Genomic DNA, 23,671 nt, shown 5'->3' on the forward strand with positions numbered 1-23,671 from the left:
GGTGTTGTGTGCCCCCCCCCCCCCGCGGGGGCGCCCCCCCCCGCGCGGCCCGCGGGCGGGGGCGCGGCCCCGCCGCGCGCCCCCCCCCCCCCCCCGTCGGCGGTGCAGATCACTCGTTGCCGCTGAGCCGATTGCGCGCGGCGTCCTGGCCTTGATCGACCTGGCCCTCGAACTTGTGACCGGTCTTCTCGTCCACGGCGTCGCCCGCCTTGTCGATGCCCTGGTCGACCTTGTCCTGGTGGTTTCCGGCGGCGTCCTTGGCCTTGTCCGCGAGTCCTCCGAGATCCGGCATGATCTGTGTCCTTCCGGTAGGTGAACCAGCCCGGTGTCGGGTCGGTACGTTCATCCTGCACGGCTTCCGTCACATACGGAAGGACCCCGACACGGGGTTCACCCTGAGGGAACATGACGCGATGGGTCCGGGGTGGAAGGAATCGGGCCCCCTTCGTTCCCGCCTGAAGTGGAGTACCCTGGGAAGTCGTCCCGCGCGCCAGCCGACCCCGCGAGAACCGGTGTGCAGCGCTCGCCCGCCGAGCGCCGTCGGCGTCATCCAGCGGGGCGGGAACCCCCATCCACGAAGGAGCCAGTGCGCGCCATGACCACCGAGAAGGTCGAACTGCTCCGCCACCCGGCGGAGGCCATCAACTGGAATCGCGTCCAGGACGAGAAGGACACCGAAGTCTGGGACCGTCTGACGTCCAATTTCTGGCTCCCCGAGAAGGTCCCGCTGTCCAATGACGTCCAGTCGTGGAAGACGCTCACGGCCGAGGAGCAGGACCTCACCATGAAGGTGTTCACGGGCCTGACCCTGCTGGACACCATCCAGGGCACCGTGGGTGCGGTCTCCTTGATCCCGGACGCCAAGACCCTGCACGAGGAAGCCGTGTACACGAACATCGCGTTCATGGAATCCGTGCATGCGAAGTCCTACTCGTCCATCTTCTCCACGCTGTCGTCCATGAAGCAGATCGACGAGGCGTTCCGCTGGTCGCGCGAGAACGAGCACCTGCAGCGCAAGGCCGACATCGTGCTGACGTACTACAAGGGTGACGACCCGCTGAAAAAGAAGGTGGCCTCCACCTTGCTGGAGTCCTTCCTGTTCTACTCCGGGTTCTACCTGCCCATGTACTTCTCTTCGCACGCCAAGCTGACCAACACCGCGGACCTGATCCGGTTGATCATTCGCGACGAGGCCGTGCACGGGTATTACATCGGCTACAAGTACCAGCGTGGTCTGCTGCAGGAGGCCCCGGAGCGGCAGGAGGAGCTCAAGGCGTACACGTACGAGCTGCTGGACGAGCTCTACGACAACGAGGTGGCCTACGCCGAGGCGCTCTACGACTCGGTCGGCTGGACCGAGGACGTCAAGAAGTTCCTGCACTACAACGCCAACAAGGCACTGAACAACCTGGGCTACGAGGCCCTGTTCCCGCGGGAAATGACGGACGTGTCCCCGGCCATCCTCTCCTCGCTGTCCCCGAACGCGGATGAGAACCACGACTTCTTCTCCGGTTCCGGCTCCTCCTACGTAATCGGCAAGGCCGTGAACACGGAGGACGAGGACTGGGACTTCTGAGTCACTGAGCGCCCGCCCTCCCGGAGAGCGTTCCGAGGCCCGGATCCGCACGGTGTATGCGGGCCCGGGGGCGGGTTGGGTGGGAGTGTGCGGGAAACAAGGCCATGGAATGAAGAGCGGGTGGCGCGCGGGTGCGTCCCCCAATGTGCGGCTGTCATCACGTGGCCGCTGTTCCTAGGCTGGAGCCGCAAGGGGAGAGGTTTCTCGCCAACCCTCAGGCGTTCCGGGGGGAACGCCGGGTTGGTGGGGGCACGATCGACAACCGTGAAGAACTGCACAGTCATGCACTCGCCACGGGAGATCTTCGTAGGGGGCTTGAACGTGATGCGCGCAAAATCGTCCGTCAAATCAGTGCTCTCGGTCGCCGAGCTGGGCACGCTCAACCAGCTCATGCGCGGTGCCGGCACGGTGGAACCGTTCGAACGTGAACTGGTGTCCCGCGTGTTCGTGGGTGCTCGTGCGTGGCTGCAGGAACAGGAAGAGGGCGCGGAACTCACCCGTGACCAGCGCAAACGGTGGAACGCCGCGGTGCGCTACGTCAATCGCTACGTCTCACGCGGCGGTGTGACCATGTCGTGGCGAGTGCTGCGTTCCTTGGGCAACTCCACGGATTTGCTCGCGAACCACCACGTGCTCAAGACCGCGATGGTAGCTGCCGCCGCTCACGGTCCGGTCACCGCGGCCGAGGAGAGCCGCACGGCCACTGCGCTCACCGCCCCGCCCCGTCCGGCCGCGCGGTTGACCACCTCCGCGGCGTGATGCTCCACACGTCGTCGACGTAGCGCGCGCCACGTCCGGCCGGGTGAGCGAGGAGTTGCGGGGAACGGACCCGCCCGTGCCGCCGCGTCCGGGGTCCGAGCGGGCCCCGCTGCACTAGAGTTGGCGCCAGCATGAAACTCATACGCCAGCGCGAGTCCCTGGGCGCCGAACAGGACTACCGCCGCGCCCTGTCCATCCTCGACGCCGCGCGCGGTGGCGCCACCGAACCCGTGCTGCGCGTGTACCAACCGCGGCCCACGGTGGCCTTCGGTCGCCGCGACGAACTCAACCCCGGGTTCCCCCGGGCCCGTCAGGCCGCGCTCGACGCCGCGTTCACCCCGCTCGTGCGCCGCGTGGGTGGCCGTGCGGCCGCGTACCACGGGGGTTGCTTGGTCATCGATCACGTGGAACCGGATCCGGATCCTAAGACGGGTATCCAGGACCGGTACCGCCTGTTCGGGGACATGGTGGTCGCAGCGCTCGAGGAACTCGAGATCCCGGCCCAGGTGGGAGAGATCCCGGGGGAGTACTGCGCGGGGGAGTACAGCGTGCATGCACCGGGGACAGCGGCGGATCCGAACCAACCGGTCAAACTCGCCGGTACCGCGCAGCGTGTCGTGGCCGGGGCGTGGTACTTCTCCACGGTGCTCGTGATCGAGGTAGCCGAGCCGTTGCGCAGCGTCCTGGAGGACGTGTATTCGTGCCTGGGTGTGTCGTGGGAACCGGCCACCGCCGGGTGCGTCGCGGACGTCCGACCGGGCACCACGGTCGCCGAGGTCGAGGCCGCGCTCATGAGCGTGTACGACCGGTACTCGTCCTACATGGGGTACGGCCCCGTGAGCGGATCGCGGTAGGGCCGACAACCCGTCACGGGAGGAGAACACCATGTGCGGTCGTTATGTGATCGCCCGGACCCCGGGCCAGCTCGCACTGCCCTTCGACGCGCAGGTCGACGACTCGATTGCCGGGGGCGTGGAACCCAACTGGAACGTGGCTCCCACGCACACGGTCCCGATCCTGCTCGAGCGGCTCTCACCGGACGGTCAGCTGCTCCCGGAGATCCACGCCGCGCGCTGGGGCCTCGTGCCCTCGTGGGCCAAGGAGCTGTCGATCGGGTCCAAGATGTTCAACGCCCGCTCGGAGACCGTGACCGAGAAACCGTCCTTTCGGGCCGCGGTTAAAGCCCGGCGCTGCGCGATCCCCGCGGACGGCTATTACGAGTGGAAGGCCCCGGAGCCCTGGCGCGGGAAGAAGCAACCGTACTTCGTGTACCCCGAGGACGGTTCCCCGATCTGGTTCGCCGGGATCTACGAGTGGTGGCACGTTCCCGACGACGCCGCGGACCTCGCGCGTGCCGAGCAGACCCGGCCGGGCAAGAACGCGCAGGACGACGCGGGCCGGTGGTTGCTCTCGTGTTCGATCCTCACGCGCGAGGCCCCGGACGCGCACGACGAGAACTCGCACCTCGCCGCGCTGGCAGCCCTGCACAACCGGTTGCCCATGGGCATGACCGAAGCGTTCGCGCGCGAATGGATCACCCCGGACAAGGACCACGCCCCGGAACTCGTGGACCGCGCGGTGGCCGGCGCGTTGGAGGTCGCCGCGCAGTGGCGCATGCATGCCGTGAGCACGGACGTGGGGTCGGTGAAGTCCCAGGGGGAGTACCTCGTGGAACCCCTGCAGACCCTGCTGTAGCCGCAGCCGGGGGCGTGTCACAACCCCGGTGAATGTCCTCGGTACGGCCCGCCGCACCGCAAGACCTCGGCCCTCTGCCTATGGTGGAGACGGTGCACCGACGCACCCACACCGACGATAACCGGGGGTAGACATGGTTGAACTGGGCGACACCCTGACCGATGACACGCGCTGGCTGATCGACTTCGTCCGCTCCGCCGGAGCCGGCGTGCTCGCGAGCAACAGCGGCACGGGATATCCCGAATCCGCGTACGTCCACGTGGCTGCCACGGACGACGGACACATCGTCTTTGGGACCAACACCAAGTCCCGGAAGTTCTCCAACATCACGTCCGACCCGCGCGTGTCCATGGTCGTGATGCGAGACGGCACGCACGAGGTGCAGCTCGAGGGAGAGGCCAGGGTCCTCGAAGGGGCCGACGCCGCTCCGGCCGGTCAGACGCTCGCGGCACAGCACCCGGGGGCGACCGATACGAACGATCCCGAGAACCTGCGGGTCCTGGACATCACGGTGCGTTGGGCCACGCGCACGGACGCATCCCAGGTCCCGCCGCGCAGCGACGAGCTCACGCTGCGCTGACGGGTTGCTGCCACGCTGACGGGTTCGCCCCTCGCTGTCGAACGACGGCGCGGGCGCGTCACGGAGGGGCGCCGGTGCGCTCGGCGGACGCCGATTCGTTCCACGACATGCAGTGCATCCATCCGCAGCAAGAGACCCGGGTCGCATCAGGCGATCCGGGTCTCTTGCATCCGGTTCAGAACGGTTCGGTTCTGGGCGGGTCGGTCGTGGACGGCTCGGTTCCGGGCAGCTGCGTCCCGAACAGCCGCAGCACCGTCAGAGTTCGTCCTGCTCCGGGATCCAGCGGTTGAAGTCGAGCGTGAGGTAGAGCGCGAGTGCCGCGGAGTTGTCCTCCGGGATCCGCACGCACACCTCGTGGTAGCCGTTCTCGTGCAGGGACGTCATGACCTGGCGCACGAGCTGCTCCGCCAAGCCGCGGCGGCGGTGCGAGGACGCCGTGAAAAGTTCGAACAGGTACGGCACGTCCGGCAGGTGCGGGTCATCGCGGCGCTCGAGCACGATGGCCGCGGCCACGGGGTTGCCGTCCTCGTCCTCGATCACCTGCGACTGTTCCTGCAGGAACGGGCCGAACTCACCCCGGAAGGCGTCTCGGACCGTGGTCTCCGCGTCCTCCTGCGTGCCCACGGTCCCGGACCCGTAGGCCTCCCGGAGTAACCGGGCGAGCGCGGCGGTGTCCTCGTCCGTCACGGAACGGCTCGTGGCCGTGAGCTCCCGGGGGGTCAGCTCCGTCCGCGCGATCAGCGTGATGGTTCCAGTCATCATGGCCTCCCATGGGTCATCGGTGCACACGGTAGTTCTTGCCCCTCAGGGTAACCGAGAAGACCCCGGTTTCCACGGGCGTACTACGGTGGAGGGGCAGGCCCGTCCGAGCCCCGGCCCACGGCACCGCGGTGGGCGCGAGCGGCGTCGTCGTCCCACGCGGGGACCGCAGCCCGGAGGCCACCGTCCGGCGTTAGTGAGGAGAGCGAGCACCATGACCGAGAACCCCCAGACCGATTCCACACCGGAGGGCGAGACCGCCCGGATCTGCCGCGAGTTGATCCGCTTCGACACGAGCAATTACGCGAGTGGCGAGGCCAAGGGTGAGCGTGCGGCGGCTGAGTACGTGGCCGAGCTGATCCACGAGGTGGGCCTCGAGGCCCAGTACTTCGAGTCCGCCCCGGGCCGCGCGAACGTGTTCACCCGTATCGAGGGCAAGGACCCGAGCGCGGACGCGCTGCTCGTGCACGGCCACCTGGACGTGGTCCCCGCCGCGGTGCAGGACTGGTCCTTGGACCCGTTCGCAGGGGAGGTGCGGGACGGGATGATCTGGGGCCGCGGCGCGGTGGACATGAAGGACATGGACGCCATGATGCTCTCGGTGCTGCGCCACATGCGCCGCACGGGAACCGTGCCCGAGCGGGACATCGTCTTCGGGTTCTTCGCGGACGAGGAAGCCGGGATGCGCTACGGCTCCAAGTGGATGGTGAGCGAACATCCCGAGGTCTTCGACGGTGTCACGGACGCACTGAGCGAGGTGGGCGGGTTCTCCGCGAACATCGGCGGCAAGCGGGCCTACCTGCTGCAGACCGCGGAGAAGGGCCTGCTGTGGTTGAAGCTCATCGCGCAGGGCCAGGCCGGGCACGGCTCCGGGCTGCACGAGGACAACGCCGTGACGCACCTGTCCCGCGCCATGGCGAACATCGGGCAGTACACGTGGCCCGTGGAACTGACCAAGACCACCCGCGCGTTCCTGGACGAGGTCACCGAGCTGACCGGCGTGGAGTTCGATCCGGAGAACCCGCAGCGGCTGTTGCGCGAACTGGGGGATGTGGCCCGGTTCGTGGGGGCGACCCTGCAGAACACCTCGAACCCCACGATGCTCGACGGCGGGTACAAGACGAACGTGATCCCCGGGACCGCGCAGGGCACCGTGGACGTGCGGTTCCTGCCGGATCAGCGTGATCTGGTGATGGAGAAGCTCCAGGAGCTCGCGGGTGACAAGGTGCGCTTCGAGGCCGAGTTCGAGGACATCGGGCTGGAGGTCCCGTTCTCGGGCAACGTGGTGGACGCCATGGTGGACGCGCTGCAGGCCGAGGACCCCGACGCCGTGGTGCTGCCCTACATGCTCGGCGCGGGCACCGACAACAAGTCCCTGGCCACGCTCGGGATCACCGGCTACGGATTCGTCCCGCTGCAGCTGCCCCCGGAACTGGACTTCACGGGCATGTTCCACGGCGTGGACGAGCGCGTGCCCGTGACCTCGCTCGAGTTCGGTTCGCGTGTGCTGGACCGCTTGCTGCGCACGTACTGAGCCCCCCCCCGCGCTCGCCGGCCCGAACGACGTCGGCCCCGCATCGTACTGCCAAGCCCTAGCGACCTCGTGCATGCCCCACGCGACCGGACCCGCGCGACGCCGACCCGTCCTGCGTTCCGCCCCATTCCACCGGCCCGACCACCGAAGGAGCCCCCATGACCGCCGTGACCGAACTGCTATCCGACGAGCTGCTCGCCGAGATCAGGGACCGCGCCGCCGCGACCGACCGCGACAATGCGTTCTTCGCCGAGGACTTCGATGCGCTGCGCGAGATCGGCTACCTGCGGATGCTCGTCCCGCGCGAGTTCGGCGGGCTGGGCTTCACGCTCGAGCAGGCCGCGCAGGCGCAGCGCCGCCTCGCCACGGCCGCACCGGCCACCGCGCTGGGGATCAACATGCACCACGTGATCGTGGGGATCGGCCACACCCTCCACCTGCGCGGGGACGATCGCGCGCAGCGGATCTTCCTCGACGCCGTGGCCGGGGAGGTCTTCGCGTTCGGGATCTCCGAGGCGGGCAACGATTCCGTCCTCTTCGACGCGACCACGAGCGCCGAGCCCGTGGCCGAGGGCTGGCGCCTGCACGGCACCAAGATCTTCACGTCCCTGTCCCCGCGCTGGACGCGCCTGCTCGTCCACGCCCGGGTCTCCGGGGACGACGACGCCGCACCCCTCGTCTTCGGGTTCCTCACTCGGGAGGGCCACGGGTCCCCGGCGGAGGGGGCCACGGTGCGCGAGGACTGGGACGCGCTCGGGATGCGTGCCTCGCAGTCGTGCACCACGGTGCTGGACGGTGCGCTGCTGCGCACCGAGGACGTGCTCACCAGGACCCCGGCCGCACCCAACCCGGACCCCGTGGTGTGGGGGATCTTCGGGTGCTTCGAACTGTTGCTCGCGGCGGTGTACACGGGGATCGCCGACCGCGCGATCGACGTGGCCGTGGAGATCACGACCACGAGGCGATCCCTGGCCAAGGACGCCCCGTACTCGGACGACCCGGACATCCGCCGGCACGTGGCCGGGGCCGGTGTGCTACGGGACGGGGTGGAACTGCAACTGCGGCAGTTGTGCGCGGACGTGGACGCCCTGGGGTCGGACCGGGAGCCGGCGCACGGGCCGCGGTGGTTCATCCTGTTCTCCGGGGTCAAGCACCGGGCCACGGAAGCCGCGCGCGCCGTGGTGGACCTGGCGCTGCGGGCGTCCGGGGGAGCGCAGTACCGGCGCGGTTCCGAGCTCGAGCGGCTCTACCGGGACGTGCTGGCGGGGATGTACCACCCCTCGGACGAGGAATCCGTCCACGCGGCCACGGCGAAATCCCTGCTGGGACCCGTCTCGTCCTGAGCGGATCCCGGGCTCAGAACGTGCGGTCCACCCGCATGATCCGCCGGCGCAGTACATAGCGGCGTTGGCCCCCGTAGAGCACCGCCGAGCGCATGAGTTCCCACTTGCCGTACTCGGTGTGTTCCCGTACCCGGCTGCGTGCCTCGGCGGGTTTCTCCCGCGGCGCCACCGTGAGCGAGAGGTACTCGTACCGGTCGTCGCGCCCGGTCATGGCGGGGTGACCGGATACCGAACTGTGCTTCAGACGTTGTTCTTTCATTGCTCCCATTCTGCTCCGATAACGGCTAACGTCTACACCATGAGCACCGATCCCCGCGCCGCGCTGCAAGCGCTCGTCAACGCCCTCGAAGAACACCTCGCCGCCGCGGCGAACCGCCGTTCGGACGACGATCCCACGGTGGACGGAGCCTACCTGGCCATCGCCAACACCTTCGAAGCCTACGAGGAAGCCCTCTACGACGCCTACGACGAGGTCACCCCGCTCACCGTCTTCGCCGAGGAGGACGACTCCGACGACGACCTCGACTACGACGACGATGATGATGACGACGATGATGACGACGATCTTCTCGAGGACAACGAGATGATGGACGAGGATCTCATCGACGAGGACGACTACGACGATGACGATGACGAGAACGAGGACCGTGATTCCTCGAACGGACGCCGTTCCGGGCGCTGACCCGGGGGATCGGATCACGTGAGCTGCGAAGGCCTCCGCCGCGGGCGGGGGCCTTCGTGCGTGTCCAGCGGCTTCCCAGGACGGGCCGGGAAGCACCTCGGAGGGGGTGCCGTACAGTTGTCGCGTGAACTGGATCGAAGCGATAATCCTGGGCCTCGTACAGGGGCTGACCGAATTCCTGCCGGTGTCCTCCTCCGCCCATTTGCGGATCGTGGGCGAGTTCCTGCCCAACGGGGCGGACCCCGGGGCCACCTTCACCGCGATCACCCAGCTGGGCACCGAGACCGCTGTGATCATCTTCTTCTGGCGGGACATCGTGCGCATCATCAAGAAGTGGGCGCTGTCGTTGAGCGGCCGCGTGGACCGCAAGGACCCGGATGCCCGCATGGGGTGGTTCATCATCCTGGGTTCACTGCCCATCGCCGTGCTCGGTCTGTTGCTGCAGGACTACATCGAGACCCAGTTCCGCTCGCTGTGGATCACCGCGACCATGCTGATCGTCTTCGGTCTGTTCCTGGCGATCGCGGACTACATGGGTAAGCAGGAACGTCACCTGGAGGACCTGACCGTCAAGCACGCCGTGGGCTTCGGTTTCGCCCAGGCGCTGGCACTGGTGCCCGGTGTCTCCCGCTCGGGTGGCACGATCACCGCGGGTCTGCTCATGGGCTACACCCGCGCGGCCGCGGCACGCTACGCGTTCCTGCTGGCCATTCCCGCGGTGTTCGCCTCCGGCCTGTACCAGCTGTACAAGGCGGTCAGCGGCGCCGAACCCGGCGGGGTCTACTCCCTGGGCCAGACCGCGGTGGCAACCTTGATCGCGTTCGGCGTGGGTTACCTGATCATCGGGTGGTTCATGCACTACATCTCGGAACGCAGTTACAACCTGTTCGTGTGGTACCGCATCCTGCTGGGTGCCGCGCTGTTCGTGATGCTCGGAACGGGGCTCATCAGCGCCTGATCAGCACCGCCCTCGATCCGTGACGTGCGCGTTCGCGGTCACCAGGGAATAGCGGCCCCGGTGCGCCCGTTGCGTTCGAGGGAGTCCAAGAATCGTCCAAGCGAAGGTGAACATGAAGCGTTGGTCCAGCCGTCCGGTTCCGCAACTGCCCGGGACCTCGCCCGCACCCCTCGTGCACGACACAAGCACGGGGGAGCTCGAACGGCTGGAACCGCGTGAGGGCCGGGCGGGACTGTACGTGTGCGGGATCACCCCGTACGACGCCACGCACATGGGCCACGCCGCGACGTACGTGAACTTCGACCTGCTCAACCGGGTGTGGCGGGACGCCGGCTTCCCCGTGGACTACGTTCAGAACGTCACCGACGTGGACGACCCCCTGCTCGAGCGGGCGAACGACACCGGCGTGGACTGGCGCGAGCTCGCCGAGGAACAGACGGAGTTGTTCCGCACCGACATGGCGGCCCTGAACGTGCTGGCCCCCGATCACTACGTGGGGGCCACCGAGGCCGTCGAGTGGATCGTGCCCGCCATCGAACGCCTCGTGGAACGCGGGCTCGCGTACCGCGTCCCGGAGGGCACCGGCCAGGACGGGCGCTCGGAGCCCGCGGGGGACGTCTACTTCGACGTCGACGCCGCCGGGCGGTTGCGCGCCGACGACCCCGACGCATGGGTGATCGGCTCCACGTGTCGCCTGGACCGGGAGCGCATGCTGCCCCTCTTCGCGGATCACGGCGGCGACCCCGAACGCACGGGCAAACGTGATCCGCTGGACCCGCTGTTGTGGCGCGTCAAGCGCGAGGGCGAACCGTTCTGGGACGGTGCGTCACTGGGTGAGGGCCGCCCCGGATGGCACATCGAGTGCAGCGTCATCGCGCTGCAGTACCTGCCCGCGCCGTTCACCGTGCAGGGCGGGGGCTCGGACCTCGCGTTCCCGCATCACGACATGGGCGCGGGCCACTCGTACGCGCTGTCCGGTGAGCCCATGGCCGAGCACTTCGTCCACACCGCGATGGTGGGGCTGGACGGCGAGAAGATGTCCAAGTCCAAGGGCAACCTGGTGCTCGTCTCGACCCTGCGCCGGGAGGGAGTGGATCCCGCCGCGATCCGCCTGGCGATCCTCGCCAACCACTACCGTACGGACTGGTTCTGGACGGACGACCTGCTCGAGCAGGCGAAGCGTCGCCTCGCCACGTGGCGTGAGGCCGCCGTCAAACCTGAAACGGCCGGGGCGGACTCCCTGCTCGAGGCCGTGCGCGCGGCCCTCGGTCAGGACCTCAACGCTCCCGCGGCACTGATCGCGGTGGACGCGTGGGCCGCACGCAACCTGGGCGGTGCCGCCGCGCGTGGGGCGGGGGCGTCGGCCGAGGACGCCGCGCTGGCGCGCGCCACGGTCGAGGCGTTGCTCGGCATCGAACTCTGAGCGCCCCGCCTCCGACGGACCCGCGCGGTCAGCCGCGGTCGTCGCGGCGGCGCAGGTAACGCTCGAACTCGCGGGCGATCGCGTCCCCGGTGGCCTCCGGGAGGTCCACGGTGTCCTTGGCCTCCTCGAGCTGGCGCACGTAGTCCGCGACCTCCGGATCCTCGGAGGCGAGCTCGTCCACGCCGCGTTCCCACGCCTCGGCGTCCTCGACCACGGGTTCGAGCGGCAGGGCCATGCCCAGCAGGTCCTCGAGGCGGCGCGCGAGCGCGAGCTGCGCCTTGGGGGAGGGCGACTGCGCCACGTAGTGCGGGACGGCGGCCCACATGCTCAGCGTGGGGAAGCCCGCGAGCGCGGCCATGTGGGAGAGCACCCCCACGATCCCGGTGGGTCCCTCGTACTGGGGGGCGTCGATGTCCAGTTCCTCGCGCAGCTCCTCGGTGTCCGAGGTCAGGGTCACGGGGATCGGGCGGGTGTGGGGGACGTCCGCGAGCAGCGAGCCGAGCATGATCACGAAGTCCACGTCCAGGGCCGCGGCCTGCTCGAGCAGTTCGGCGGTGAACGCACGCCACCGGTAGGACGGTTCCCAGCCGTGCAACAGCACGACGTCCAGGTTGGTCCCGGGCACCGACGCCTTGGACAACCGCGTGGTGGGCCAGTGCAGTTTCTGCTCCCCGGTCAGGGGCCGGCGGATCACGGGACGGGAGTACTGGTAGTCGTAGTAGTCGTCCGAGGCGACCTCGAACACGTCCTTCGCGTTGAGCTGCTCGCGGATGAGCTTGAGGGTGTCCGTGGCGGCGTCGCCGGCGTCGTTCCAGCCCTCGAACGCGGCGATGAGCACCGTGACGGTCTCCTGGTCCGCACCGTCACGCACGACCCCGAAAGGTCCGATACCGGGCTGCTCCGAATTATTGTCCAACGTGGTCACCGTCCCACTGTACGGCCCGTGCGGGTGTTCCACGAGCCGATCCCCAGCGCGGTACCGGCGGGCGCACCTACCATGTTCAGCATGCCCCTTCCCCGGTTCCGCCAGCCCTCCGACGATCGCGCCGCACCGGCCCCCGCCGGCCCCCGACCCCGCGGGGTGCGGCTGGGTCTGCTGCTGGGCGTGGAGCTGTTGCTGGACCGTTCGTGGTTCCTCATCGCGGGGTTGACCCTGGTGATGTACGGGCCCGTGCTGTGGCGGCTGTACCCCGAGCTCGGCTGGCTCAACCTTCTCCTGGCCCTGGGCTTCGCGGTGGGCCTGGCCCTGAGCGTGCTGGTGCACGAACTCGCCCATGCGCTCGCGGGTCGCGCGGCCGGGTGGCCAGTGACCCGGATCGTGCTGACCCTCATGGGCGGGCACACGGCGTTCGGCAGCGTGCGCACCACGCCGCTGCCCACCGCGCTCGTGTCCCTGGCCGGACCGCTGAGCAACGTGGTGCTCGCCGCGCTGGGCACCGGTGTGCTCTTCGTGACCGCGGACAGCCCCGCGGGCCCGGGGTGGGCGCTCGTCCAGTTGCTGATCCTGGCCAACTGGATCCTGGGGTTGTTCAACCTGCTGCCCGGACTGCCGCTCGACGGCGGGCGCGTGGTGGAGGCGATCGTGTGGGCACTGACCCGCTCGGAGGCCAAGGGCACGACCGTGGCCGCGTGGTGCGGGCGCGGGATCGCGATCCTCACGGTCGCGTGGTTGCTGTGGGCGCAGGTATGGCGCCAACCGGTGGTGCTCGTGATCACGCTGCTCGTGGCCGGGTTCATCTTCATGGGCGCGGGGCAGGCGCTGCGCCAGGCACGCGTTCTGGGCGTGCTCGACGCCGTGCGGGCCGGGGGTGTCGCGCGTCCCGCGATGGAGTTCTCCCCGACCACGCCCCTGGCCCTCGTGGACGCCACCGTCATGGCCGCCACGGGGGACGACTACCGGGGATGGACCCCGGACGTCGTCGTCCGTGACCGCGGTGCCGTGGGCCTGCTGGACCCCGAGCTCGCCGAACGGGTGGCACCGGCGCACCGCGGCGTCGTCGCCGTGGGGGACGTAGCCGAATGGCGTCCCGCGGATACCACCGTGGACCCGGGCACCCCCGGCGGCGAACTGGCCCGCGTGCTGGAGACCGGGCGCCGCGCCTGGGTGTGCGTCGTGGACGGTGCCGGTCACGTCACGGGCGTGGTGCACCACGAGGACCTCGCACGCTTGGCCCTGCGCGCCTGATCGCTCCATGAGCGCGGTGGGGGCCATCGCCGCGGGGCGTGGTGATCCGATCGGGGCTACGGTGGGAGAATGGCTCGGGGCGGCCCGCGGTGCGGGCATACCTACGGAGCCGGACGGACCCGACGACGACCACGCGTGAGAGCGAGCAGATGAGCGAGCAGCAGGAATCCCACCCGAACCCCACCGGCGCCACCGTGCGGGGAGCAGCCAACCGGCGCGGCCCGTTCCGCTCCGGCGAGCGCGTCCAACTCATGGACGAGACCGGGAAGATGACCACCATCACCCTGGTGGACGGAGGGGAACACCACACCCATCGCGGGGTGCTGGCACATGAGCTGTTGATCGGCCAACCCGAGGGCACGGTCGTGTCCAACACCTCGGGGATCCAGTACCAGGCGCTGCGGCCACTGCTCAAGGACTTCGTGCTGTCCATGCCCCGCGGAGCCGCGGTGGTCTACCCCAAGGACTCCGGGCAGATCGTGACCATGGCGGACGTCTTCCCGGGCGCCCGGGTCGTGGAGGCCGGGGTCGGTTCCGGCGCGCTGACCATCTCCCTGCTGCGCGCGGTGGGGGACGAAGGCCACGTCCACTCGTTCGAGCGCCGGGAGGAGTTCGCGGAGATCGCCCGGGGCAACATCGAGACCATGTTCGGCGGCCCGCACCCCGCGTGGGAACTGAGCCTCGGGGACCTCGCGGAGGAACTGGGCGCGCGGGAGGAGCCCGGGTCTGTGGACCGCGTGATCCTGGACATGCTCGCCCCGTGGGAGTGCCTCGACGCCGTGGCCACAACCCTCGCGCCCGGCGGCGTGGTGATCTGCTACGTGGCCACCGTGCCGCAGTTGTCCCGCGTGGCGGAGGCCATGCGCGCGGACGGCCGCTTCACCGAGCCCGAGGCCTCGGAGACCATGGTGCGCGGGTGGCATGTGGAGGGGCTCGCGGTGCGCCCGGACCACCGCATGGTCGCGCACACCGGGTTCCTGATCCAGTCCCGCCGACTCGTGGACGGCGCACCCAGGTTGGCTCCGAAGCGGCGCGCTTCCAAGAGCGAGTACACGGAAGAGGATTTGCAGGCGTGGACTCCCGTGGCCCTGGGCGAGCGCGTGGTCTCGGACCGCAAGCTGCGCCGCGCGGGCCGCGATGCGGCGTCGTTGGCCGAGCACGCCGCGCGCGCCCAGCGGGAGATCGACGAGCAGGCCCGCGCGGACGAGGGTCAGGTGCGCGATGACTGAATCGGGCGGCACCGCGGGCCGTTCGGCCGCGGACATCACCCAGCGCCAGATCAACATGCTGCGGGACCAGAAGCGCAACCTGGACAAGCAGCTCGCGGCGGTGGGATCGCAGAACGAGAAGCTGGTGCGGTTGCTCAACGCGTCCCGCCAGGAGATCGTGACGCTCAAGAAGACCCTCGCGGCGGAGGCCGAGGCTCCCGCGACGTTCGCCGTGGTGCTGCAGGTCAACCACGGTCGCCAGCCCTTGGGGGAGGCCACCGGGGACGGTCCCGTGGTCACGGGCCCGTCGGTGGACGTGCTCTCCGCGGGACGGAAGATGCGCGTGGCCCTGAGCCCTCTCGTGTCGCTGAGTGCGTGCGAGCCCGGACTGGGGGTGCTGCTCAACGAGCACTACGTGGTGATCGCGGTGCTCGATTACGAGCGCACCGGGGAGGTGGCCACCGTCAAGGAGGTCATCGACCACGACCGCGTGCTCACCGTGGGCCGCTCGGACGAGGAACGCGTGCTGTTGCTCTCGGGTCGGTTGCGGCGTGAGCGCCCCAAGCCCGGGGACGCCCTGACCGTGGACCACCGCACGGGCTTCGCCCTGGAACCCGTGGAACGCACGGACGTGGAACAGCTCGTGCTCGAGGAAGTCCCGGAGGTCCGCTATACAGACATCGGAGGGCTGGGGCCTCAGATCGAGGCGATCCGCGACGCCGTGGAACTGCCCTACGTCCACCCGGACATCTACCGCGAACACGGTCTGCGCCCGCCCAAGGGCATCCTGCTCTACGGTCCCCCGGGCAACGGCAAGACGCTGATCGCCAAGGCTGTTGCGCGCTCGCTCGCCGAGCGCAGCGCGGCCAAGGCCGGGCGCGCGCGGCCCGAGGGCTACTTCCTCAATATCAAGGGCCCCGAGCTGCTCGACAAGTACGTGGGGGAGACCGAGCGCCAGATCCGCTCGATCTTCGCGAACGCGCGCGAGCAGGCGGCGCGCGGGATCCCCGTTGTGGTGTTCTTCGACGAGATGGACTCGCTGTTCCGCGTGCGCGGTTCGGGGCTGTCCTCGGACGTGGAGACCACAATCGTGCCGCAGTTGCTCACGGAGATCGACGGCGTGGAGCAGCTCGACAACGTGATCGTGGTGGGCGCGACCAACCGCGAGGACATGATCGATCCCGCGGTGCTGCGCCCCGGTCGCCTGGACGTGAAGATCCGCATCGACCGCCCGGACGAGCAGGGCGCGCGGGAGATCTTCTCGCTGTACGTCACCGAGGACCTGCCCCTGCGTGAGGACGATGTCGCTCGCGCCGGCTCCCGCGCGCAGGCCGCCCGGGAGCTCGTGGACGCCGCGATCGGGCGCATGTACGCGCGCACCCCGGACACCGAGTTCCTCACGATCACGTACCGCGACGGCGGCCAGGAGACCCTGTACTTCGCGGACTACGCGTCCGGAGCGGTGATCCGCAACGTGGTGGACCGCGCCAAGAAGCAGGCCATCAAGACGCTGCTGACCACGGGCCGGCGGGGGATCACCTCGCAGCACCTCGTGGACGCGGTGAACCAGGAGTTCCACGAACAACAGGACCTGCCCAACACCGCGGACCCGGAGGACTGGGCCCGATTGACCGGTCGGCGCGCGGACACCATCCAGGACGTCCGGATCGCAGTGGACCGCCCCGGGGTCTCCGGCACGCAGCGTCCGGACGGGGGCGCGGCATGACGGTACGGCGGATCATGGGCAGCGAGACCGAGTTCGGTGTGCTGGCACAGGGTGAACCGGGTGCGAACCCCACGGTGCTCTCGACCCGCGTGGTCACGGGGTACGCCGCGTGGGTCGCCCGACGGCTTCGGGAACAGGAGGCGGCACGCGGGGAACGGTCCGTGGGCTCGGCCGGGCCCACGCCATCGGACGACGACGCCGCGCAGCCCGGTTCCCCGGACGCCCCGCTCGGCACAGGGTGGGACTACGGTTCCGAGACCCCGCTCGCGGATGCCCGGGGGTTCACCGTGGCCCGCGAGGACGCCCACCCGAGTCAGCTCACCGATGAGGCGCCGGTGCTCACCGCGGAGGAGATCGCCGCGGAGGCGATCAGCGAATCCGCGATGTACACGGAGGACCTCGACTGGCGCCGCGTGATCATGAACACCGTGATCCCCAACGGCGCGCGGGTCTACGTGGACCACTCCCACCCGGAGTACTCGTCCCCGGAGGTCACCACGCCCCTGGACGCGCTCACGTGGGACGCCGCGGGGGACGTGGTGGCCGCCCGCGCCGTGGAGTACCTCGCGGAGGTTTCCACGGGGACGGATGCTGCGCCGGTGAACCTCTACAAGAACAACACGGACAACAAGTCGGTGTCCTACGGCGCGCACGAGAACTACACCGTGGAACGCGCCGTGCCCTTCGAGCGGATCACCGCGGCCCTGCTGCCCTTCTTCGCGTCCCGGCAGATCATGTGTGGTGCAGGCCGTGTGGGCCTCGGGGTGGACGGTTCATGTCCTGGGTTCCAACTGAGTCAGCGCGCCGACTTCTTCGAACGCACCGTGGGGCTCGAGACCACGATCCACCGCCCGATCGTGAACACGCGGGACGAACCCCACGCGGACGACACCCGCTACCGGCGCCTGCACGTGATCATCGGGGACGCCAACCTCTCCCACGTGGCCACGCTGCTCAAGTTCGGGACCACGTCCCTGGTGCTGAACCTCGTGGAACACGACCGGGCGCCGCGCCTCGAGCTCGAGGATCCCGTGGCCGCGCTGCAGGCCATCAGTCACGACCCGTCCCTGCGCACTACGGTGGCGCTCGCGAACGGTCGGGAGTTGACCGCGGTGGAGCTGCAGCGCGAGTACTACCGCGCAGCGTTGGCGCTGGAGACCGAGCTGGCCCCGAACGGGTTGGACGAGGACACCGCCCACGTGCTGCAGACCTGGGACGAGGTGCTCACGGACCTCGCCGAGGACCCCGCGCGCTTGTCCGACCGGTTGGACTGGGCGGCCAAGTACGCGCTGCTCACCGCGTACCGCACACGCGACGGTCTCGCGTGGGACGATCCCCGGCTCGTGGCGATCGACCTGCAGTACGCGGACGTGCGCCCCGACAAGGGGCTCTACCACAAGCTCGCCGCCGCCGGACGGATCCGCACCCTCGTGGACCACGACCGGATCACCGCGGCCGCGGACCATCCGCCGATCGACACCCGCGCGTACTTCCGGGGCACCGCGGTGTTCCGGTACCCGCGGGACATGGCCGCGGTGGGCTGGGACACACTGACCGTGACGTTCCCCGGGATCCGCCGGGGAGCTCGGGTCAGGATGCCCGAACCTCACGACCTCACCCGGGACACGTGCGAGGACTGGTTCGACGCCCCGGACGTCGAGACCTGGATCGAGCGCGTGGCCGCGAACCGGCCCGCCCTCGTCACGGGCAGCGACATCGGCTGAACCGCCCGGTCGGGCGCAGCACACCCCATTCGAGAAGCCACAGGAGGACACCATGGCACAGGAACGCATCTTCCGCACCGGATCCCGCCGCGAGGAGGAACCGGACGCCCCGGCCCCCGCGACCCCGCCCGCCTCGGGCGCCGCACAGGCCCAGCTGGACACCCAGGGCACCGACGACCTGCTCGCGGAGATCGACGGCGTGCTCGAGACCAACGCGGAGGCCTTCGTGAAGGGCTTCGTGCAGAAGGGCGGCCAGTAATACCGTGGAACGGCGGATCTACGGGATCGAGACCGAGTTCGGCCTGATCCACAGCGCACCGCAGGGCCGTCCCCTGGGTGCGGACGAGACGGCGCGGCGGCTGTTCGCACCGGTGCTCGCGTGGGGGCGGGCCTCCAACGTGTTCCTGCCTAACGGCGGGCGCCTGTACCTGGACGTGGGCTCCCACCCCGAGTACGCGACGGCCGAGGCCGCAACCCTGCACGACGTCGTCGCCCAGGACGCCGCCGGCGAACGGATCGTGGACGACCTGCGCGCTCAGCTGCAGGAGAGCCTGGACGCCGAGGGCGTGGGCGGCACGGTGCACCTCTTCAAGAACAACGCGGACTCCGCCGGCAACTCGTTCGGCTCGCACGAGAACTACATGATTGCCCGCCGCACGGAGTTCTCCCGGCTGGTCCAGCACCTGCTGCCGCTACTGGTGACGCGGCAGATCCTCGTGGGCGCGGGTCGGGTGCACCCGGACGGGCCGCCGCCCTTCGGCTCCCTGGCCCTGGGGGACGGGCGCCCCGGCTACTCGTTCTCCCAGCGGGCGGACCACGTGTGGGAAGGGTCGTCCTCGGCCACCACCCGCTCCCGCCCCATGATCAACACCCGGGACGAACCGCACGCGGACGCCGAGCGCTACCGCCGGCTGCACGTCATCACGGGCGACTCGTCCATGTCCCAGACCACCACGGCGCTGAAGATCGGCATCACGGACGCGGTGCTGCGCATGATCGAGGCGGGCCAGATCCTGCCGGACCGCACGCTCGCGGACCCGGCTGCCGCCCTGCGGCAGGTCTCCCACGACCTCACCGGTTTGGCACCGCTGGAGCTGGCCGCGGGGGGCTACCGCTCGGCGGTCGAACTGCAGCGCGAGTACCTTGAGGAAGTCACCCGGTTCGTGCAGCGCCACGGCGCGCACCACGACCGCCTCGACTGGGTCGTCGGGCTGTGGGACCGTGGGCTGCGCGCCGTCGAGGAGCAGGACAGCTCGCTGGTGGACCGCGAGCTGGACTGGGCCATCAAGAAGAAGCTGCTGGACTCCTACGCGAGCGCCCACGGGATGGACTGGTCCCACCCCCGCATGGCGCAGTTGGACCTCGCTTACCACGACACCTCCGTGCGCCACGGACTCTTCCATATGCTGGAGCGCCGCGGTGCCGTGGAGACGTTCGTGGCCCCGCAGGACGTCGAGCGCGCCGTCGTCGAAGGCCCTCCCACCCGGGCGCGGATGCGCGGGCGGTTCGTGGCCGCGGCCCACGACGCCGGGGTCAGCACCACCGTGGACTGGGTGCACCTGAAGCTCAACGGGGAGCACCAGCAGAGCACGGTCATGTGCAAGGACCCCTTCGCCACCACCCAGCCGGACGTCGAGGAGCTGATCGCAGAGATCACCTCTGGACGCGCCTGACCCCACCCGCCCGCAGTGTTCCGGGGACTCTCCCAGCCGCGGCCCACGCGGGTCCTCTACATTGGCCCCGAGCCAGCACCCCGATGACGAAAGGTCACCCCCTCGTGCGAAAGATCATCCCTGCCGGCACCGCCGCGCTCGCCCTGTCCCTGCTGCTGACCGGCTGCGGCGGGGGCTCGGGCTGGGACTCCGTGGAACTGTCCGCAGACCCCTCGCAGGGCACCGCGCCGTCGGTGTCCTTCAAGACCCCAATGAAGGTGGACGACGCGCAGACCAAGGTCCTGAAGGAAGGGGACGGTGAGGAGATCCACGCCGGCGACAGCATCATGCTGCAGGCGGCCCTGTACAAGGGCTCGGATGGTTCCTCGCTGGGGGACACCTACAGTCAGGGTGCCGGACAGGTGCTGACCGTCAACGACGAGCTCAAGGACTCCCTGCCGCAGATGTACGACGCCCTGACGAAGGCCAAGGAGGGGGAGATCATCGCGTACAGCTCTCCCAAGACCAGCGGCGCGGCCTCCGAGGGGGACGACTCCACCTCGGTGGAGGTCTACCAGGTGACCAAGAAGATCATGCCGTCGCTCAACGAGAAGATGAAGACCCCCTCCAAGGGCATGCCCAACGTTACACAGGACGACAAGGGCACCCCCACGATCGCCAAGCCCGCCGGTAGCGAGCCCAAGGAGCTGAAGACGGACGTGCTGATCAAGGGGGATGGTGACATCGTCAAGGAGTCGGACACCGTGATCGCGAACTATGTGGGCGTGCGCTGGGCGGACGGAAAGTCCTTCGACTCCTCCTACGAGAAGGGCAACCCGGCCTCCTTCCCCCTCAACGGTGTGATCGCCGGCTGGAAGGAGGGTCTGGAGGGCCAGAAGGTGGGCTCGCGCGTGGAGCTGGTGATCCCCACCGACAAGGCCTACGGCACGGAGAAGGAGCTCGGCAAGGACTCCCAGTACCCCGCGGGCGCGCTCGTGTTCGTGGTGGACATCCTCGGCACCACACCCACCCCGAAGACGGAGACCGCGAGCCCGCAGGCCTCGGCGAGCGCCACTCCCGGTGCGTCCACGGCACCGAGCGCGAGCCCGGAGTCCTCTGCGTCCGGCAAGTGAGACACGGCTACACTGTGTGCTCGGCACGGCCCCGCCCGGGGGCCCACGACGAAAGGTAGAGCCCGTGTCATTCGGACAGCGCAAGCTTGATCGTTCCAAGCCGGAGATCGACTTCCCCCAGGACCCGGTTCCCACCGAGCTGCGGATCGTGGACGAGATCCAGGGCACCGGCCGGGAGGCGAAGGTCGGGGACACGGTCTCGTGCCACTACGTGGGTGTCACGTACTCGGGCGGCGAGGAGTTCGACGCCTCCTGGAACCGCGGTGAGCCGCTGGGCTTCACGGTGGGCGTGGGACAGGTCATCCAGGGCTGGGACCAGGGTCTGCTGGGCATGAAGGTGGGTGGTCGGCGTCGGTTGGAGATCCCCTCCGAGCTGGCGTACGGCTCGCGCGGCGCCGGCGCCGTGATCGGCCCGGACGAGTCCCTGATCTTCGTGGTGGACCTGCTCGACGTCCGCTGAATGGCGCCCTCCGCGGGGCCCTCGGCGCGCCGTTCCACCACGGCGTCCGCCGAGCGGCTCCTCAACCTGCTGATCGCCCTGCTCGACCGCGAGTCCGGGTACACCCGTGAGCAGCTGCGCGAGATCGTGCCCGGTTACGACCGCGCCGGGAACCAGGACGCGTTCGAGCGCATGTTCGAGCGAGACAAGGCGCACCTGCGCTCACTCGGGTACCCGGTGGAGGAGATCCCGGACGACGACCCCTGGGCCTCGGACGCGCAGCTCACCCCGCGCTACCGCGTGCCCCGGGGCTCGTACCGGCTGCCCCGGGTGCGGTTCAGTGCAGAGGAGTCCGCGGTGCTCGCCGTCGCGGCGGACGCGTGGAACGACGCTGCCCAGGACCGGCTCGCACGCCGCGCCCTCGACAAGCTCGAACCGGCGCTCAGCGGCGAGGCCGCGCCGGGCCGGGACCTGCAGCCCACCGTGGCCGTGGCGGACCCCGCCTTCGAGCCGCTGCTCTCGGCAGTGCTTGCGCACCGCACAGTGCGCTTCGACTACGTGGACCGCACCGGGGCATTCTCCCAGCGCACGGTGCAGCCGTGGGGTGTGGGCTCCCGCTACGGAGCCTGGTACCTCGCGGGCTGGGACACGGACCGGCGTGCACAGCGCACGTTCCGGCTCTCCCGCATCATCTCCGAGGTGGAGACCACGCGCGAGACGTTCGAGCCGCCCCGGGACTTTTCCATGGGCGGTCAGCTCGCGCGCATGGTCAGCCAGCCGCCGCAGCTGTGCGTGGTGGTCCATGTCCGCCAGGGCGCGGGCCAGCTGCTGCGCCGCATTGCCGCGCCGTCCGACTCACCCGCGTGGCGGGCCCCCGAGGGCTACGACGCCGTGCAGCTCGCGGTGCACGACACCGAGTCCGCGGCGGAACACGTGTGCGCGGCGGGCCCGGACGCCCGGGTGCCCCGCGAACCCGTGCCCGGCATTCGGGGCGACGCCGCACAGGGCGGGAGCGCCCCGACGGCCGAGGGCGGGCCGTCGGTCGAACCCGATTCGACGAGCGACGACGCCCCGACCGCCGAGGACATCGCGACCCAGAACGCGGTCGCCGACGCCGTGGCCCGCAGACTCCGTGACGCGCGGGCCTTCCAGGCGCGGATGCCCGGCGTGGACGTGCGTTGGGGCAAGCAGCGCCGTCACGGCGCGGCCAAGGCCAGCACCGAACAGCACCTCGCGCGGCTGCTACACATCGTGCGCCACGTCTACGCCCACCAGGGCGCGGAGCTCGAGGAGACGGCCCGGCACTTCGGGATCACGGACGCGGAACTCGTCAACGACCTGCAGACCCTGTTCGTGTGCGGGCGCCCGGGGCACATGCCAGACCAGCTCATCGACGCGTCCTGGGACGACGGCCACATCTACCTGGGCAACGCGCAGGAACTGTCCGAACCCGTGCGGTTGACCGTCCCCGAGGCCAGCGCGCTGCTCATGGGGTTGCAGACCCTGCAGGCCGTTCCGGGCGGTGACAGCAGGGTCGTGCGCTCGGCCATGCAGAAGGTCGCGACCGCCGCGGACGCGCTGCCGCTCGCGGACGCGCTTGCGGCACCGGACGCCGACGCCGCCGCGGAGCCCCGTGACAGCGCGCTCGTCACCCGCCTGCGGGACGCGATCAAGAACGGCCGGCGCGTGCGGTTGCAGTACCTCGTGGCCTCCCGGGACGAGGTCACGGAGCGGCATGTGGACCCCGTGCGGATGATCTTCTCGGACGGGCAGCAGTACGTGCGGGGCTGGTGCCTGCAGGCCAACGCGCCGCGCACGTTCCGCACCGACCGGATCGTGGGCTGCGAGGACGCGGGTGAGGCCGAGGTGCACCCGCGCATGGAATCGGAGGTGCGTTCGAGCATCCAACCGGCCAAGCGTCGTCCGGTCCAGGCCGTGGTCGTCACCGACCGGCGCGGGCGGTGGATCGTGGAGCACTACCACGCCAAGCGCTTCGTGGAGGTCTCCGTGCCCTCGGCGCCGGGGGAGACAGAGGAATCCGACGCCGCGCCCCGGGAGGCGAACTCCCAGCCGATTCCCGGGTCCCGCGCACGCGCGGCGCGGGGGCCGCGTCCACTGCCCGAGTACGTGGCCGCGGAGGTGGACTTCCCCACACTGGATGCACTGTCGTCCCTGGTCACACGGCATGCGGGACACGTGGGCGTGGTCTCACCGCCCGAGGCCGTGGCCGCCGTTGAACAGTGGTTGAACAGCAGCTGTCCCGAGCCCACCCCCGGGCGTCCGTAGCCGTCGACT

The 23,671-nt window shown here is 69.8% G+C and carries 23 protein-coding genes; 19 read left to right on the top strand and 4 right to left on the bottom strand.

Annotation, left to right across the window (positions count from 1 at the left end):
- Positions 1-109: 109 nt before the first annotated feature.
- Complete coding sequence (locus A5728_RS10435; protein ID WP_064846974.1) at positions 110-292, bottom strand: antitoxin; 183 nt, start codon at positions 290-292, stop codon at positions 110-112.
- A 303-nt stretch (positions 293-595) separates the two neighbouring features.
- Between A5728_RS10435 and nrdF the strand changes: the two genes are divergently transcribed.
- The 5 genes from nrdF to A5728_RS10460 all read left to right on the top strand — a co-directional run bounded on the left by nrdF (position 596) and on the right by A5728_RS10460 (position 4,610).
- The gene (nrdF, locus tag A5728_RS10440) at positions 596-1,576 is read left to right on the top strand and encodes a class 1b ribonucleoside-diphosphate reductase subunit beta (RefSeq protein WP_064846975.1); all 981 of its coding nucleotides are present in this window, start codon (positions 596-598) and stop codon (positions 1,574-1,576) included.
- Between the two features lie 324 nt (positions 1,577-1,900).
- Positions 1,901-2,335: a hypothetical protein gene (locus A5728_RS10445; RefSeq protein WP_064846976.1), complete on the top strand. Its 435-nt coding sequence runs from the start codon at positions 1,901-1,903 to the stop codon at positions 2,333-2,335.
- A 131-nt stretch (positions 2,336-2,466) separates the two neighbouring features.
- Positions 2,467-3,189: a lipoate--protein ligase family protein gene (locus tag A5728_RS10450; RefSeq protein WP_064846977.1), complete on the top strand. Its 723-nt coding sequence runs from the start codon at positions 2,467-2,469 to the stop codon at positions 3,187-3,189.
- A gap of 31 nt (positions 3,190-3,220) precedes the next feature.
- Positions 3,221-4,030, top strand: coding sequence for an SOS response-associated peptidase (locus tag A5728_RS10455; RefSeq protein ID WP_082943408.1), 810 nt, complete (start codon positions 3,221-3,223; stop codon positions 4,028-4,030).
- 133 nt (positions 4,031-4,163) lie between these two features.
- The gene (locus A5728_RS10460; protein ID WP_064846978.1) at positions 4,164-4,610 is read left to right on the top strand and encodes a pyridoxamine 5'-phosphate oxidase family protein; all 447 of its coding nucleotides are present in this window, start codon (positions 4,164-4,166) and stop codon (positions 4,608-4,610) included.
- A 255-nt stretch (positions 4,611-4,865) separates the two neighbouring features.
- On the opposite strand, the gene A5728_RS10465 is transcribed toward A5728_RS10460, so the two are convergent.
- A complete protein-coding gene (locus A5728_RS10465; RefSeq protein ID WP_231885618.1) occupies positions 4,866-5,372 on the bottom strand; it encodes a GNAT family N-acetyltransferase in 507 nt (168 codons plus the stop codon).
- Positions 5,373-5,583: 211 nt separating this feature from the next.
- Here A5728_RS10465 and A5728_RS10470 point away from each other — a divergent pair, with 211 nt between their 5' ends.
- Positions 5,584-6,903 carry a M20/M25/M40 family metallo-hydrolase gene (locus A5728_RS10470; protein ID WP_064846979.1) on the top strand — a complete coding sequence of 440 codons (1,320 nt, stop codon included), beginning with the start codon at positions 5,584-5,586 and terminating at the stop codon, positions 6,901-6,903.
- Between the two features lie 158 nt (positions 6,904-7,061).
- Positions 7,062-8,246 (top strand): acyl-CoA dehydrogenase family protein, encoded by a 1,185-nt coding sequence (locus A5728_RS10475; RefSeq protein WP_064846980.1) that lies wholly within the window; start codon positions 7,062-7,064, stop codon positions 8,244-8,246.
- A 13-nt stretch (positions 8,247-8,259) separates the two neighbouring features.
- Here the strand turns inward: A5728_RS10475 and A5728_RS10480 are convergent, their stop codons facing one another.
- A complete protein-coding gene (locus A5728_RS10480; protein WP_094067061.1) occupies positions 8,260-8,457 on the bottom strand; it encodes a DUF5703 family protein in 198 nt (65 codons plus the stop codon).
- Between the two features lie 87 nt (positions 8,458-8,544).
- Between A5728_RS10480 and A5728_RS10485 the strand changes: the two genes are divergently transcribed.
- The 3 genes from A5728_RS10485 (at position 8,545) to mshC (ending at position 11,309) form a co-directional block, all read left to right on the top strand.
- Positions 8,545-8,928 (top strand): hypothetical protein, encoded by a 384-nt coding sequence (locus A5728_RS10485; RefSeq protein ID WP_064846982.1) that lies wholly within the window; start codon positions 8,545-8,547, stop codon positions 8,926-8,928.
- A 124-nt stretch (positions 8,929-9,052) separates the two neighbouring features.
- The gene (locus tag A5728_RS10490; RefSeq protein WP_035961521.1) at positions 9,053-9,886 is read left to right on the top strand and encodes an undecaprenyl-diphosphate phosphatase; all 834 of its coding nucleotides are present in this window, start codon (positions 9,053-9,055) and stop codon (positions 9,884-9,886) included.
- Between the two features lie 112 nt (positions 9,887-9,998).
- Positions 9,999-11,309 (top strand): cysteine--1-D-myo-inosityl 2-amino-2-deoxy-alpha-D-glucopyranoside ligase, encoded by a 1,311-nt coding sequence (mshC, locus tag A5728_RS10495; protein WP_064846983.1) that lies wholly within the window; start codon positions 9,999-10,001, stop codon positions 11,307-11,309.
- 28 nt (positions 11,310-11,337) lie between these two features.
- On the opposite strand, the gene A5728_RS10500 is transcribed toward mshC, so the two are convergent.
- Positions 11,338-12,234: a PAC2 family protein gene (locus tag A5728_RS10500; RefSeq protein WP_064846984.1), complete on the bottom strand. Its 897-nt coding sequence runs from the start codon at positions 12,232-12,234 to the stop codon at positions 11,338-11,340.
- Positions 12,235-12,315: 81 nt separating this feature from the next.
- On the opposite strand from A5728_RS10500, the gene A5728_RS10505 reads away from it, so the two are divergent.
- From A5728_RS10505 to A5728_RS10545, 9 genes are all read left to right on the top strand, one after another.
- Positions 12,316-13,494 (top strand): site-2 protease family protein, encoded by a 1,179-nt coding sequence (locus A5728_RS10505; protein ID WP_231885619.1) that lies wholly within the window; start codon positions 12,316-12,318, stop codon positions 13,492-13,494.
- Between the two features lie 149 nt (positions 13,495-13,643).
- Positions 13,644-14,723, top strand: coding sequence for a tRNA (adenine-N1)-methyltransferase (locus A5728_RS10510; protein WP_064846985.1), 1,080 nt, complete (start codon positions 13,644-13,646; stop codon positions 14,721-14,723).
- Positions 14,716-16,428: a proteasome ATPase gene (gene arc, locus A5728_RS10515; protein WP_064846986.1), complete on the top strand. Its 1,713-nt coding sequence runs from the start codon at positions 14,716-14,718 to the stop codon at positions 16,426-16,428. Before A5728_RS10510 ends, arc begins: the two co-directional genes overlap by 8 nt.
- Positions 16,425-18,152, top strand: coding sequence for a depupylase/deamidase Dop (dop, locus tag A5728_RS10520; protein WP_064846987.1), 1,728 nt, complete (start codon positions 16,425-16,427; stop codon positions 18,150-18,152). Before arc ends, dop begins: the two co-directional genes overlap by 4 nt.
- 52 nt (positions 18,153-18,204) lie before the next feature.
- A complete protein-coding gene (locus tag A5728_RS10525) occupies positions 18,205-18,411 on the top strand; it encodes a ubiquitin-like protein Pup (RefSeq protein WP_064846988.1) in 207 nt (68 codons plus the stop codon).
- Between the two features lie 4 nt (positions 18,412-18,415).
- A complete protein-coding gene (pafA, locus tag A5728_RS10530; RefSeq protein WP_064846989.1) occupies positions 18,416-19,825 on the top strand; it encodes a Pup--protein ligase in 1,410 nt (469 codons plus the stop codon).
- Between the two features lie 104 nt (positions 19,826-19,929).
- The gene (locus A5728_RS10535) at positions 19,930-20,937 is read left to right on the top strand and encodes an FKBP-type peptidyl-prolyl cis-trans isomerase (protein ID WP_064847004.1); all 1,008 of its coding nucleotides are present in this window, start codon (positions 19,930-19,932) and stop codon (positions 20,935-20,937) included.
- Positions 20,938-21,001: 64 nt separating this feature from the next.
- Positions 21,002-21,397: an FKBP-type peptidyl-prolyl cis-trans isomerase gene (locus A5728_RS10540; protein WP_064846990.1), complete on the top strand. Its 396-nt coding sequence runs from the start codon at positions 21,002-21,004 to the stop codon at positions 21,395-21,397.
- A complete protein-coding gene (locus A5728_RS10545; protein WP_064846991.1) occupies positions 21,398-23,662 on the top strand; it encodes a WYL domain-containing protein in 2,265 nt (754 codons plus the stop codon). It begins immediately after the preceding gene.
- The last annotated feature ends 9 nt before the right edge of the window (positions 23,663-23,671 follow it).

The sequence above is a fragment of the Kocuria sp. ICS0012 genome (assembly GCF_001665945.1).
Classification (GTDB): Bacteria; Actinomycetota; Actinomycetes; order Actinomycetales; family Micrococcaceae; genus Kocuria; species Kocuria marina.